The organism is Muricauda sp. SCSIO 64092, assembly GCF_023016285.1.
Taxonomy (GTDB): Bacteria; Bacteroidota; Bacteroidia; order Flavobacteriales; family Flavobacteriaceae; genus Croceivirga.
Genome location: NZ_CP095413.1, coordinates 4,848,374 through 4,861,734 on the forward strand (window position 1 = coordinate 4,848,374; position 13,361 = coordinate 4,861,734).

13 protein-coding genes and 1 tRNA gene are annotated in these 13,361 nt (G+C 43.5%); 8 read left to right on the forward strand and 6 right to left on the reverse strand.

Annotated elements, in window-relative coordinates; all coding sequences use genetic code 11:
* Positions 1-65 precede the first annotated feature (65 nt).
* The 4 genes from L0P88_RS20065 to L0P88_RS20080 are packed head-to-tail and all read left to right on the forward strand — an operon-like array spanning position 66 to position 6,145.
* A complete protein-coding gene (locus L0P88_RS20065; RefSeq protein ID WP_247131671.1) occupies positions 66-1,250 on the forward strand; it encodes a TolC family protein in 1,185 nt (394 codons plus the stop codon).
* Positions 1,251-1,270: 20 nt separating this feature from the next.
* Positions 1,271-1,525, forward strand: coding sequence for a hypothetical protein (locus L0P88_RS20070; protein ID WP_247131672.1), 255 nt, complete (start codon positions 1,271-1,273; stop codon positions 1,523-1,525).
* A 9-nt stretch (positions 1,526-1,534) separates the two neighbouring features.
* On the forward strand, positions 1,535-3,046 hold the full coding sequence (locus L0P88_RS20075; RefSeq protein WP_247131673.1) for an efflux RND transporter periplasmic adaptor subunit: 1,512 nt from the start codon (positions 1,535-1,537) through the stop codon (positions 3,044-3,046).
* 12 nt (positions 3,047-3,058) lie between these two features.
* A complete protein-coding gene (locus L0P88_RS20080; protein WP_247131674.1) occupies positions 3,059-6,145 on the forward strand; it encodes an efflux RND transporter permease subunit in 3,087 nt (1,028 codons plus the stop codon).
* A gap of 50 nt (positions 6,146-6,195) precedes the next feature.
* Here L0P88_RS20080 and L0P88_RS20085 read toward each other — a convergent pair.
* Positions 6,196-6,269, reverse strand: a tRNA-Met gene (locus L0P88_RS20085).
* A 194-nt stretch (positions 6,270-6,463) separates the two neighbouring features.
* Between L0P88_RS20085 and L0P88_RS20090 the strand changes: the two genes are divergently transcribed.
* Together L0P88_RS20090 and L0P88_RS20095 are read left to right on the forward strand one after the other, a co-directional pair.
* Positions 6,464-6,847 carry an START-like domain-containing protein gene (locus L0P88_RS20090; protein WP_158777592.1) on the forward strand — a complete coding sequence of 128 codons (384 nt, stop codon included), beginning with the start codon at positions 6,464-6,466 and terminating at the stop codon, positions 6,845-6,847.
* A 45-nt stretch (positions 6,848-6,892) separates the two neighbouring features.
* A complete protein-coding gene (locus L0P88_RS20095; protein WP_247131675.1) occupies positions 6,893-7,747 on the forward strand; it encodes an aminotransferase class IV in 855 nt (284 codons plus the stop codon).
* Here L0P88_RS20095 and L0P88_RS20100 read toward each other — a convergent pair.
* From L0P88_RS20100 to L0P88_RS20120, 5 genes are all read right to left on the reverse strand, one after another.
* Positions 7,734-8,291 carry a YqgE/AlgH family protein gene (locus L0P88_RS20100; RefSeq protein WP_158777590.1) on the reverse strand — a complete coding sequence of 186 codons (558 nt, stop codon included), beginning with the start codon at positions 8,289-8,291 and terminating at the stop codon, positions 7,734-7,736. The two genes, L0P88_RS20095 and L0P88_RS20100, sit on opposite strands and share 14 nt — an antisense overlap.
* 124 nt (positions 8,292-8,415) lie before the next feature.
* Positions 8,416-8,688 carry an HU family DNA-binding protein gene (locus L0P88_RS20105; RefSeq protein ID WP_158777589.1) on the reverse strand — a complete coding sequence of 91 codons (273 nt, stop codon included), beginning with the start codon at positions 8,686-8,688 and terminating at the stop codon, positions 8,416-8,418.
* Between the two features lie 176 nt (positions 8,689-8,864).
* Positions 8,865-9,830 (reverse strand): methionyl-tRNA formyltransferase, encoded by a 966-nt coding sequence (fmt, locus tag L0P88_RS20110; RefSeq protein ID WP_247131676.1) that lies wholly within the window; start codon positions 9,828-9,830, stop codon positions 8,865-8,867.
* Positions 9,817-11,712: an ATP-dependent DNA helicase RecQ gene (locus tag L0P88_RS20115; RefSeq protein ID WP_247131677.1), complete on the reverse strand. Its 1,896-nt coding sequence runs from the start codon at positions 11,710-11,712 to the stop codon at positions 9,817-9,819. The genes fmt and L0P88_RS20115 overlap by 14 nt, the downstream gene beginning before the upstream one ends.
* Positions 11,709-12,269 carry an AAA family ATPase gene (locus tag L0P88_RS20120; RefSeq protein ID WP_247131678.1) on the reverse strand — a complete coding sequence of 187 codons (561 nt, stop codon included), beginning with the start codon at positions 12,267-12,269 and terminating at the stop codon, positions 11,709-11,711. The genes L0P88_RS20115 and L0P88_RS20120 overlap by 4 nt, the downstream gene beginning before the upstream one ends.
* Before the next feature lie 85 nt (positions 12,270-12,354).
* Between L0P88_RS20120 and L0P88_RS20125 the strand changes: the two genes are divergently transcribed.
* Positions 12,355-12,642 (forward strand): DUF493 family protein, encoded by a 288-nt coding sequence (locus L0P88_RS20125; protein ID WP_247131679.1) that lies wholly within the window; start codon positions 12,355-12,357, stop codon positions 12,640-12,642.
* Between the two features lie 60 nt (positions 12,643-12,702).
* The gene (locus L0P88_RS20130; RefSeq protein WP_247131680.1) at positions 12,703-13,350 is read left to right on the forward strand and encodes a DUF4290 domain-containing protein; all 648 of its coding nucleotides are present in this window, start codon (positions 12,703-12,705) and stop codon (positions 13,348-13,350) included.
* Positions 13,351-13,361: the final 11 nt, after the last annotated feature.

Sequence of the window (13,361 nt, forward strand, 5' to 3'; positions counted from 1 at the left end):
TTTTCTCAACAAATCAACCAGGGATTGTTTATCTCCCTTTTTGATCTAACCTAAAATAGAACAATATGAACATAAGGATAGTATGCGCCATTGGCGTGTGCATGTGCTTTGGCAAGAGCTTTTCCCAATCCAATACGATGGATGGACTACTTGACCAAATTGCACAGAACAATACCGAGTTAAGTGCCTTTAGATTCTACATGGAAGGACAGCAGCTTCGGAATAGCAGTGATAATAATCTACCTGATTTGCAGCTTTTGGGCTACTACCTGCCCTTTGGCGAGCATCAATCGGGAGATTACTCGGAGTTCGAAATCTCCCAGTCTTTTGAGTTTCCAACGGTCTATGCAGCACGTTCCAAATGGAACGACCTAAAGGCAAACCAGTTGGAAACGTCCTATACCAAAAAGCGTCAAGAGCTGCTTTTAAAGGCTAAAGAGGGATTGATCAATCTCTTTGTGCTTCAAAAGCAAAAAAGCATTGAAACCCAGAGGAAAATTCAAAGTAAGAAGGTATATGAGCAGACACAGGAGCTGTTCAACAAAGAGCAGATAGGGATTTTGGATTTGAACAAAGCCAAAGTAGCTTGGTTACAAGAGCAGTTTGTATTGGATAGGTTGAATTTGGATATCCATACCCAAATTACATATTTACAGGCCCTGAATGGAGGCCAACCCCTTGAGGTTGATCAACTGCAATTGGACAATCCCATGCAATTGGAAACTTTGGAAACTATTTGGAGCGAGAAATTGGTCAATGACCCAAAGCTTTTGGAACTCTCGGCTAACGAAGCGGCTTCCCTCCAGTATGTAACATTGGAGAAAAATAAGGTTTTGCCCAATATCACCCTGGGTTACAATTACCAGGGGGTTATGGGGGACAACTTTTCCGGGGTATACGGCGGCCTTTCCATCCCCTTATGGAGTAGCCGTAACAAGGTCAAGGCTGCACAGGCCAACCACAAATACCAAAAGTCCACCTCACAAGTGGCAAAATCAGTCCTGTACACCCAATTCCAGCGGGATTATGATCAGTACCGGCTACTTTTCGATAAATACAACGAATATCAAGGGACCATGGCCCACCTGAATAGTGAAGAACTGCTGTTCAAGGCTTACCATCTGGGAGAATATTCCTTTCTGGAATACTATATGGAGGTTCAGTTTTATCGAAATGCAATGGACGAAATGCTACAAATGGAAAAGCAATTGCAGTTGCTACAAGCACAATTATTACTACATCAGTTATAACGATTTAAAAAACAATAAAGATGAAGACCGTATCGAACCTAATTATAACATCAATACTAATCGCTGCAGTAAGCCTTGGGGGATGTCGCGAAACCAAAAAGGGACATGGCCACACACATGGTGACCATGGACATTCACACGATGAAGGTTCCAATCATTCCCATGAACACGAAGAGGTTGAACAGGAAGAATTTACAATTGACAAGGATTCCCTTAAAACTGAGAAGAAAAACCATACCCATGAAAATGGTGAAGAACACCATGATCATAATTAAAACAAAACAATGAAACGATATTTGATAATTGTGCTTGCCCTTGCCCTTGCCGTATTGGCCTGTAAGCAAAACACGGAACCCGGACATGCCCATAATCCCGATGGAAGCCATATCGGTGATGAGACACCAAGGTTGGATTATACCATTTGGACGGGCAAGACCGAACTTTTTGTGAAATTTCCTGCACTAATTGTTGGGCAACCAAGCAAATTCGCCGCTCATTTTACGGTAATGGACAAACACCAGCCAGTAAAAGAGGGTTCAGTGACCGTAAGTTTGATAAAGGAGGGAAAGGGTATCCGTACCTCAGTTGACACCCCTTCATCACCAGGAATCTTTTCTCCCGTTCTGAAACCCAAGGAAGCCGGGTTACAACAATTGGTATTTGAGCTTTCCACGCCGCAGTATACCGATAGGATTGTGATTGAAAATGTGATGGTGTATTCGAGTATGGAGGAGGCCAAGAAAGCTATTGCCCCATTTGGGGAAGAACCCCCCATTTCCTTTTTAAAGGGGCAGGCATGGAAAATAAACTTCCAAACGGCGCCTGTGGTGAAAGGTAAGGTGTATGATGTGGTGCACACTTCAGGGGTTTGGCAACCTGCACAGGGTTCGGTCAAGACCATGGTTGCAACAACCAATGGTACGGTGACCATGCCAGCTACCAACATTACGGAGGGAATGGAAGTGAAACGGGGGCAATTGCTAATGGGGGTAAGTAGCCAAGGGTTGGTGTCCGATAATTTGAGCGCTCAGATAACCAAAGCAAAAGCCAATTTTGACCAAGCCATAGCAGAATACAATAGAAAAAAGGAGCTTTACGAAAGTAAGATCATCCCCAAGTCAGAGTTTGAAAAGGTAGAAAACAGTTACGCCATTGCTAAAGCTGAGTATCAGAGCCTGTCCATAAATGTATCCGGTGGCAACAAACAGATAAGGGCACCCTTTAACGGGTTTGTGAAATCCTTGAAGGTCTCCAATGGTGAATATGTTGAACAGGGTATGCCCATGGTCAGCATTGGTTCCCATCAATCCAAAATCCTCAAATCCCAATTGGCACCAAGTCAAGCTCTCACGACTGAAAATATAAAAGAGTTGTGGTATCAATCCGAAAGTGGGCAATGGAGGGACCTAGCGGACTCCGGTGGGGAAATCCTTTCTGTTTCCAAAGATGTTGAGCATAACAATCCGCTTATTTCAATTTATGCCAAGGTAAATGATGTGATCGGATTGCCCGATGGCAGCCTGACCCAAGTTCAGATTGCCCTGGGCGATGGAAAACAAGCCACATTGGTACCGGAATCGGCCTTGTTGGAAGACTATGGTAGCTATTCCGTAATCGTACAGCTCTCCGGAGAAAGCTTTGAAAGACGTCCCATCAGCATTGGGAAACGGAATGGTAAAAGCGTGGAGGTACGCAATGGATTGCAGGTAGGCGAGGTTGTGGTTACCTCGGGTGCATATCAAGTCAAAATGGCGTCCATGTCAGGTTCAACCCCTGCACATGGACACGAACACTAGAAAGTATATCCTATGCTCAATAAAATATTGAATATTTCCCTTAAGAATAGATTGTTCATTCTATTGGGGGCAGCAGTACTGAGTATGCTGGGGGTGTATCACACAAGGACGATGAACATTGATGTTTTCCCTGATTTGACAGCCCCCACGGTGACCATTTTGACCGAAGCCCACGGTATGGAATCCGAAGAAGTGGAAAAATTGGTGACCTATCCGTTGGAAACCGCCTTGAACGGTTCACCAAACGTTAGGCGTATCCGTTCTTCATCAGCAGCGGGCATTTCCATTGTTTGGATAGAATTCGAATGGGGCACGGACATCTATAGGGCACGACAGGTCGTGAGCGAACGCATCCCGATGGTACGTGAAAACCTTCCCGAAGGGGTTGGAACACCGACCATGGCGCCAATTTCATCCATCATGGGAGAAATCATGCTCTTAGCGGTGACTTCGGATAGCTTGTCCCCTATGGACCTGCGGACACTTTCCGATTGGACGATACGGCCCCGTCTAAAAGCTATTAGCGGTATCGCCAACGTGGTGGTCATTGGGGGCGAGTACAAACAATATCAGGTGTTTGCCAATCCCGAAAAATTAAAGTATTACAACATAGGTCTTTCGGAATTGGCGGATCATGTAAGGGAAGCCAATGTAAATGCTCCAGGTGGAATCATCAATCAATATGGCAATCAATACGTTATAAAAGGAAGTGGCAGAGCGTATTCGTTGGAAGATTTGGAAGAGGCGGTTGTAAAGGAAATCAATGGAAAATCTGTCAAAATAAAGGATGTGGCCACGGTACAGGTTGGGCCATCCGATAAAATCGGGGATGGTTCATTGAATGGTAATCCATCGGTTATCCTGACCCTATCCAAACAACCTGATGTCAACACGTTAAAGTTGACCGGTCAACTGGACGTCGCCATCGAGGATTTGCAGAAAACCCTCCCTAAAGGTGTGGAAATCAAAAGCCATATTTTCAGGCAAGCGGACTTTATAAAGGCTTCTATCGGAAATCTTAACCAAACGCTTCTGGAAGGGGCTTTCTTTGTGGTCATCGTACTGCTTGTTTTCTTTATGAATTGGCGCACTACCGTCATCTCATTGTTGGCCATACCCATTTCCCTTTTAGTGTCCACCATTATTTTAAAATGGTTGGGCCATACCATCAATACGATGAGCTTGGGAGGTATGGCCATTGCGATTGGAGTGTTGGTGGATGACGCCATTATTGATGTGGAAAATGTGTACAAACGTTTACGGGAAAACGTCCGTAGACCCAAAGATGAAAGACAATCGATGATCAAGGTGGTCAGAGATGCATCCATCGAAATCCGTAGCTCCATTATCATAGCCACGCTGATTATTATTGTATCCTTTGTGCCACTGTTCTTTTTAAGTGGCATGGAAGGTAGGTTATTGAAACCGCTGGGAATTGCATTTGTGACATCCGTATTGACTTCATTGGTGGTGGCGGTAACGGTTACGCCCGTACTTTGTTCCTACCTGCTTGACAATGAAAAATTGCTCAATAAACAGGCCGGGGGCACCAAAGTGGAACAATGGCTGCAAAAACACTATGCCAACTTGTTGGGCAAGGCTATTAAAATTCCGAAAACCATAATTGCCGTAACCGTTTTGGTATTTGTTTTGAGCTTGGCCTTGGCAACCCAATTGGGCAGAAGCTTTTTACCAGAGTTCAACGAAGGCTCATTGGTCATTAGTGTTGTAGGTCCACCGGGAATGTCTTTGGAAGAAAGCAATAAGACAGGGAAGCAGGTGGAAAACCTGCTCTTGGAAATGCCCGAAGTAAGCGTTGTGACACGCAGGACGGGTCGTGCGGAATTGGACGAACATGCACAAGGGGTGAATGCAGCTGAAATTGACGCACCCTTTGTTCTGGAAGGTAAGACCAAAGAGGAATTTTTTGAAGAGGTCCGAAACAAATTGGGCGTTGTTCCCGGTGTGAACATTACACTTGGCCAACCCATCGCCCACCGAATTGACCATATGCTTTCGGGGACAAGGGCCAATATCGCCATCAAAATATTTGGCCCAGACCTGCAACGTTTGTTTGAATTGGGCAAGCAAATAGAGCAGAACATCAGGGTTATTGATGGATTGGCGGACGTGGCGGTCGATCAACAGATTGAGGTACCACAGATACGCATCAGGCCCAAACGTCAGATTTTGGCAGCGTATGGGATGACCATAGGTAATTTGATGGAACAGATCGATATTGCCTATGCAGGAGAAATAGTAGGCAGCATTTACGAAGGGCAACGGTATTTCGACCTAGTGGTGCGCTATGAAAAACCGTTCCGTGATAACATCGAAAAAATCAAAAATACACTTATACATTTGCCCAACAAGGGGCAGACCGTTTTGGGCGAACTGGCGACCATAAGCTCTGTAAGCAGTCCAAATAGCATAGGTCGTGAAGATGTACAACGCAAAATAGTGGTGGCGGCAAACGTACAAGGGAGGGACTTGCGAGGTGCCGTCAATGAAATTGAAGAAGTAGTGAATACCTCCACTAGACTGCCCGAAGGGTACCGTATTCAGTATGGTGGTCAATTCGAGAGTGAATCAAAGGCTTCACAACTTTTGTTGATAACGTCCCTATTGGCCATTGGGGCAATATTTCTGTTGCTGTATTACGAGTTCAAAAATGTAAGACTGGCATTTGTGGTACTGCTCAATCTTCCACTGGCTTTGATTGGCGGAATCCTCATCGTTTTTTTTACTTCGGGAATCGTTAGCATAGCAGCCAAAATTGGTTTTATCAGTCTATTCGGTATAGCTACGCGCAACGGTATTTTATTGGTTTCCCGATATGAGGATCTGTATGCTGAAGGAAAGACAGGGCTTGATCTGATCAGAGTTGGGGCATTGGATAGATTAAACCCGATTCTGATGACCGCCTTTACCACTGGTTTGGCGTTGATTCCTTTAGCGTTGAAAGGAGGCCAACCGGGAAGTGAGATACAAAGCCCAATGGCAGTGGTCATCCTTGGAGGCTTAATTTCAGCTACTGTTTTGAATTTAATGGTAATTCCCTGTATCTATATGATAACAATTAATAGGGCTGAAAATTGATGTTGTACAAAGACAAAAAACCCAAGACCTAAATCTTGGGTTTTTCTTAGTAGCGAGAGGGAGACTTGAACTCCCGACCTCAGGGTTATGAATCCTGCGCTCTAACCACCTGAGCTACCTCGCCGGATTGAATTGATTTATGCCGCTTTGAACAGTTTGCGGACCTGTCCACCACAGCAAATGCCCAAGCATTTTGCAAAGGCGGGTGCAAATATACTGGTTAATTTCTGCTCCTTCAAAATTCAGGATTATTTTATTAGTTGTAATTTATTTTTTTATATTACCGGAATATATCAATTCAATAAAACAGCGTAGCGCATGAGCGATAAAACTAAGTTCGAGATGGAGTTTGTTATACAATCGTCCCCCCAACTGCTCTATAATTACATTTCCACTCCTTCCGGCCTTTCGGAATGGTTTGCGGACAATGTAAATTCAAGGGGTGAACTGTTCACCTTCATTTGGGATGGGGCAGAGGAGAACGCCAAATTGCTCAAGCGAAAAAGTGATGAATTTGTGCGTTTTGCCTGGGAGGAGAATGACGATTCGACCTATTTCGAAATGCGCATTATTGTTGATGAAATCACTAAGGATGTTTCCCTGTTTATCTCCGATTTTGCCGAAGAGGATGAAATGGACGAAGTAAAAATGCTTTGGCGTAATCAAATCGCGGATCTAAAACAGGTTTTGGGATCTAAATAATCCAATCTCCACATATTATCTTTGCGCACTTTAAAGGATACTTTGATGGTAAATTTTAACGGGGCGCTTTTGGAACGTACCTCCCATTTTCTTACCCACACCAATAGGGGGTTCTTGTTTGGGGATGTACTTTTTGAGGAAGTACGGATAATCCATGGGCAAATTGTCTTTTGGGAAGACCACTATTTTAGGCTCATGGCCAGTATGCGGATTTTACGTATGGAAATCCCCATGGAGTTTACCATGGAATTTCTGGAAGAACAGATTGGGGCCACCCTTGAGTCCAATGGTTTAATGGAAAAACCGGCCCTGGTGCGTATTGCCGTGTTTCGGGATGGGGGTACCACCCTTTCCCCAAAACAAAACAAAGTGTCTTTTGTCCTGGATACCATGGCGCTTTCTGCCCCGTTTTACACCCTGGATGAAAATGCCTATGAAGTGGAATTGTTCAAGGATTACCTGATCAATGATGATATGCTCTCCAAATTGGATACCAACAATAAAACCGTTGAAGTGGTGGCGAGCATCTTTGCCCGGGAAAATGGCTATTCCGATTGTATCCTCTTGAACACCAAAAAGCATGTAGTGGGAACCATATGGGGCTCAATTTTTTTGGTAAAGGATGGAAAAGTCAAAATACCACCACTATCGGATGGGGCAAAAAATAGGGTTTTACGAAAGAAATTGTATGAAATCATTGAGGCCATTGATGGGTTTGAAATTGAAGAGGCCGTTATTTCCCCCTTTGAACTCCAAAAAGCGGATGAGCTCTTTGTGGTGGACAATACCACGGGCATACAACCCATTACCCAATACAGGAAAAAAGCCTATGGGAACAAGACGGCAAGGAATCTTTTGGGCAAGCTCAATGCAAATGCCAGATTGGCTAGTTTAAAATAGGATTCTCAGGAGAGTTGGACCAAATCAGATATTCGCCACCCAGTTCAATCATCTTTTCCTTCCAAAAGGCTGTGGTCGATTTTTGGATGATATCACTTTGATACTCATTTTGTACCACCACCCATGATTTGGATACCAATTCCTGGTCCAATTGCAGGGAGGCCCATCCGGAATAGCCCAAAAAGAACCGAATGTCCTTTTCCGTAATGGTATTGTTATTGATTAACTCTACGGTTTTTTCAAAATCCCCTCCCCAATAGATACCATCCGAAATTTCCACACTATCGTCTATCAAATGGGGTACTTTGTGTATGAAGTACAAATTGTCCTGTTCCACGGGTCCTCCATTAAAAACCCGCAAGGGCACCTTTATTTCAGAAACCAAATCACGGATGTCGTACTCCAAGGGCTTGTTCAATATAAAACCTACCGCACCTTCGGTGTTGTGTTCCGCCAAAAGGACAACGGATCTATTAAAGGAAACATCCCCCGTTAAGGCAGGTTCCGCAATCAATAGTTTTCCTTTTTTGGGTTTAATTTCCACGGTGTTTTTTGTTCTGGTAACAAATAAATGTACTGTTTTAAATGATAACTTCAAAAGTTGCCAAAAATAAAAAGCACTTCGTAGTGAAACGAAGTGCTTTTTTAAGCGGTAAAAGACATATCTTTTAGTTTACGGCATCGCTTAACTCAGAACCCGCCTTAAACTTCACAACATTTTTTGCAGCAATCTTAATAGTCTGACCAGTTTGTGGGTTTCTTCCCTCTCTGGCGTTTCTTCTGGAAACTGACCATGATCCAAAACCAACTAAAGAAACTCGGTTTCCTTTTTTAAGTGATCCTTCAACATTGCCCAAGAAAGATTCCAATGCTTTTTTAGCAGCTGCCTTGGTGATGCCAGCGTCAGCGGCCATTGCATCGATTAATTCTGTTTTGTTCATAATTGAATTAAATTAATTGTTGTTAATATAACTTTAAATGCTGAACAAATTTATACGGAATTGCGGGCAGACCAAGTAAATTCAAGGGAAATCAGGGTTTTTGTTGATAACTTGAAGTCTTTGTTGATAAAAGCGACCAAATTTTAACCTTTCCCTTAACCCAATGATAATGCGGGCTAGAGCACATGTGCATCCTTATGCACTTTAAGACCGTTCAACAACTCCTTGATTTCCATTTTTCGTTTGCCCGGAAATTGTACCTCCAGCAATTGCAAAAAACCATCCTTGACCGCAATTTTTAAATGGTTTTTGGAGACCACGAAGGCTCCCACCTTATGTTGATGTTGTTCGTACTCCTTCCCCACGGCAAAAATCTTAAGGGTGGTGCTTTCATCCCCATTGCTGAAATCTGTCCACGCCGCGGGGTAAGGGCTCAAACCCCGAATAAAATTAAAGAGCCGGTCCAACGGTAACGACCAATCTATCTTACAGTCTTCCTTAAAAATTTTAGGGGCCTGTTTTAGGTTTTTTGATTGCGGCTGTTTTTTGGTCCGCACGGCACCGCTCTCAATGGCACCAACGGTTTCCAAAATGAGGTCCGCCCCCAAATGCATTAACCTATCGTGCAAGGAGCCGGCATCTTCCCCTGGGTCTATTTTGGTTTTCTTTTGCTGGATGATTTCCCCGGTATCGATTTTCTCATCAATAAAAAATGTGGTGACTCCGGTTTCCCGTTCCCCATTGATGATGGCCCAATTAATAGGGGCAGCACCCCTATATTGCGGCAATAGGGAAGCATGGAGGTTAAAGGTACCGAACTCAGGAAGTTCCCAGACTACCTTTGGAAGCATCCTAAAGGCGACCACAATTTGTAAATTGGGTTTAAGGGCCTTGAGCTCCTCCAAAAAGGACGCGTCTTTTAAGTTGGTAGGCTGTAAGACCTTAAGCCCCATTTGAACGGCATAACGTTTAACGGCGGATTCATTGAGTTTTCTACCCCTTCCCGCAGGTTTATCGGGAGCGGTAATGACCCCAACAACGGTATACCCCGTTTCTACCAATCGGGAAAGTCCCTGAACCGCGAAATCAGGGGTTCCCATAAAAACAATACGCAACATTCCCTTTTCCTTATTGGATGCCATAGGTGTTATTTGTTTTAAGGACCAACGCTTCGTCTTCCAATAGTTCTTTTAGTGCATTGAGCACATCAATCTCCCTAAAAGCGGTACTGGCAACCAGTTCACGGGAGGTTTTGTCACCCCCATTTAAAATCCCCATAATTGCGGCCTTAATATCGGAACCATTACGTCCATGTTGTCCATTCGTTGTGCAAACATCGCATTTTCCGCAGGGTTCGACCATTTTTTCATCAAAATAGTCCAATAAAAATCCAAGCCTACATCTTTTTTTGTTTCTCGAATAGGCAATCATGGATTGCAGTTTCATCCGTTTTGTCCTATTCAGTTTTTCAATGTTTGCGGCAATCGTATTTATGGTGGCATCGTCCTCCCTTGGCCTTAAGAAAACAATTTTTAGGTCTTGTTGCGAAAACACAAAAGTGGCCAAGCCATCCTGATTTATTTTTTCCAAGGTATGCAGTACAAACTTTACACTTTCCTGGGCTTTGGTGGCAAGCAATGATAGGTTTATCTTGGTTTCAAACTCAAATACCCCACCATAGGTCCGGAGTAACACCTGTACGATATGGCCCATTTTTCCATGTTGTTCCATCCAATGGAACAATTCCCTTTTATGTGCGGTAAACTGGATTGATGTTGTGTTTTGCGAGGTTTCAGAAACCGAGATGATACCATTTTGGTCCAAAAGTTTAATTGCGGTGTAGGTTTTCCGGGTATGAAGTCCATAGTGATTGCAGAATTCATTGAAATTTAAACCGAAACTTTCACCAGAGCCCTCGCCATAGGCAATTTGAAAGTTGGAATTCAACTTCTTATATACTTTTTTCACAAAGGCCACATTGGGTATGGAATCCTGAAATTGTTTTTTGGATCTTTCAATATCGTTTTCATTTAACAAGAGGATTGCTTTTGCCGGTTTTCCGTCCCGGCCTGCCCTGCCGGCTTCCTGGTAATAATTCTCAATACTGTCCGGGAGTTGATAGTGGATAACGGTGCCCACGTCCGGTTTGTCCACTCCCATGCCAAAAGCATTGGTAGCTACCATAATACGCACTTTGTCGGTCAGCCAGGCTTCCAATCTTTCCTTTTTCCCAAAATCGGAAAGACCACCATGGAAATAGGTTGCCACTCCATTTTTTTCATTCAATGTTTTCGAGAGAAGCACGGAATCCCTTCGGGTGCGCACGTACACTATGGCACTTCGACCATCGTTCTTTAGGGCTTGTTTTAGGGCATAGCCTTTGTCTTCCCTATTTTCGATTCGAAATTCAATATTTTTTCGTTCAAAGGAATCCCTAAATACTTTGGCGCTTTGCATTTGGAGGTTGTCCACAATATCATCCGCTACCTTTTTTGTGGCGGTTGCCGTAAGTGCTATCATCGGAATATTGGGATGGAGTTCCCTAAGAATGGAGCACTTTCGATACGCAGGTCTAAAATCATGCCCCCATTCGGAAATGCAGTGTGCCTCGTCAATAGCAATGAAATTCACCGGCATTTGCTGAATCCTTTCCCTGACCAAGGACTGATGTAAACGCTCAGGGGAGAGGTATAGGAATTTATAATTCCCATGTATGCAATTGTCCAAAAGCGCATCCATTTCACGTTGGGGGATACTCCCGGTCAGCCCAATGGTTTTAATACCTTTTTGTTTGAGTACCTGGATCTGGTTTTCAATCAAGGCGATTAAAGGGGAAACCACGATGCATATTCCTTCCCTGACCAAGGCGGGGACTTGAAAGCATATGGATTTTCCACTGCCCGTGGGCATCAGGACCAGCGCATCCTTACCTTGAAGTAAAGATCTGATGATCTCCTGTTGTGAACCCCTGAAGTTTTCATGGCCCCAAAACTTTTGTAAGATATGTTCGGGCGATCCTTTCACTTGGGGAGTGTATCTAAAATAAATGAGGTGCGTTCCCTTATCGAAGCTTTTGGGACAATAATGGGGGAGTAACCAAACCGAATGTAGGTCTCCATTAAGTGATGGTGAAGCTTTTCTGCTTCTTCAAAGCTCTCCAGGCGTTCATTGTCCGAAACATAAATCGCTTTCCAAGGAGGAAGGACAAAAATGGCATCGTATCTTTTTTGCCGACTTAAACCTTCAAAATCAGAAGGGTATTTTTGGCCAAAAAAGTCCATATAGGCCAGGACATCGGGAATACCCCTATCAAAAAAGCACATGGTTTCCCTACGGCCAAGGGATTCATTAAAGTGTTTTTCCCTTCCATATAAAAGGGTTTTGTTGAATTCCATGGGGTCATTCACAAATACCAGGGGGTTGGAAACCATTTTATTTTTGGTTTCCGTTTGCTTTGCCTTAGCGGTCATGTCCCTTATGATTTCATGGTAACAATGAAATCCCAGTTTTTCAAGTTCTTGGACCACAACGGTTTTTCCAGTCCCGGGGGCTCCGGTAATAACAATTCTTTTCACCTTCATTTTGAATGGAATTCGGGAACAAATTAATCAATTGCTTTCCAATAAAAAATTGTTGTTTACCCGCTATATTTGCAAAAATCGATTTATGGAAGGGAACAATTCAGATGAGTTTTATACCCGCCTAAGGGAACAACTTTGGGAAAATACCAAATGGCCTGCGAACTACTTGTACAAGTTCATTGTGCCCACGGATAAGAAGAAGATTGAACAGATACATTCCATTTTTGACAATACCGGAGCTGTGATCGAGTCCAAGAAATCCAAAAAGGGGACCTACACCAGTATTTCCGTGACGGTACATCTAAAAAACCCGGATGAGGTCATCAAAAAATACAAAGAGGTTTCCATAATTGAAGGGGTCATTTCCCTATAGTGTGCGAAAGCGGCATAATTTTATTACTTTGCAACATATTTACTTCCTAAAAATTTCAATTTGAATTTAGTAGACAATCTAGAATACAATACCGAACGTCCACCATTGCATATTCCTGAATACGGACGTCATTTTCAAAAAATGGTAGATCATGCCGTTTCCATCACAGATAGGGACGAGAGGAATAAGGTGGCACAATCCATTATTAGTGTAATGGGTAATCTACAACCCCATTTAAGGGATGTCCCGGATTTTCAGCATAAACTATGGGACCAGTTGTTTATTATGTCCGATTTTAAGCTGGACGTGGACTCCCCATTTCCCATAACCTCCAAAGAAGTACTCCAACAACGTCCGGAACCCCTGGAATACCCACAGAACTTTCCGAAATACCGCTTTTACGGAAACAATATAAAGCGCATGATAGATGTGGCCGTGAAGTGGGATAAGGGCGATATGAGGGACGGTTTGGAATATGCCATTGCGAACCACATGAAAAAGTGCTATTTGAACTGGAACAAGGATTCGGTGGAGGATGCAGTTATCTTCCAGCACCTTAAGGAGTTAAGTGATGGTGCCATAGATTTGGCCCCAGATGGTGAGAGCCTTACCGACAGTGGACAGTTTTTACGGAACAAAGCACAAAAATCCAATAGGAGCCACGGCAAGAAAAGCCAAAAGAGCAGTCGAAACAGAAAACGATACTAACTTCTTTTTGT

Bases quoted from the DNA above. Each gene is read 5' to 3' on its own strand.
- L0P88_RS20065 (WP_247131671.1), top strand. From the start codon at position 66: ATGAACATAAGGATAGTATGCGCCATTGGCGTGTGCATGTGCTTTGGC.
- L0P88_RS20070 (WP_247131672.1), top strand. From the start codon at position 1,271: ATGAAGACCGTATCGAACCTAATTATAACATCAATACTAATCGCTGCA.
- L0P88_RS20075 (WP_247131673.1), top strand. From the start codon at position 1,535: ATGAAACGATATTTGATAATTGTGCTTGCCCTTGCCCTTGCCGTATTG.
- L0P88_RS20080 (WP_247131674.1), top strand. From the start codon at position 3,059: ATGCTCAATAAAATATTGAATATTTCCCTTAAGAATAGATTGTTCATT.
- L0P88_RS20090 (WP_158777592.1), top strand. From the start codon at position 6,464: ATGAGCGATAAAACTAAGTTCGAGATGGAGTTTGTTATACAATCGTCC.
- L0P88_RS20095 (WP_247131675.1), top strand. From the start codon at position 6,893: ATGGTAAATTTTAACGGGGCGCTTTTGGAACGTACCTCCCATTTTCTT.
- L0P88_RS20105 (WP_158777589.1), bottom strand. From the start codon at position 8,688: ATGAACAAAACAGAATTAATCGATGCAATGGCCGCTGACGCTGGCATC.
- fmt (WP_247131676.1), bottom strand. From the start codon at position 9,830: ATGGCATCCAATAAGGAAAAGGGAATGTTGCGTATTGTTTTTATGGGA.
- L0P88_RS20120 (WP_247131678.1), bottom strand. From the start codon at position 12,269: ATGAAGGTGAAAAGAATTGTTATTACCGGAGCCCCCGGGACTGGAAAA.
- L0P88_RS20125 (WP_247131679.1), top strand. From the start codon at position 12,355: ATGGAAGGGAACAATTCAGATGAGTTTTATACCCGCCTAAGGGAACAA.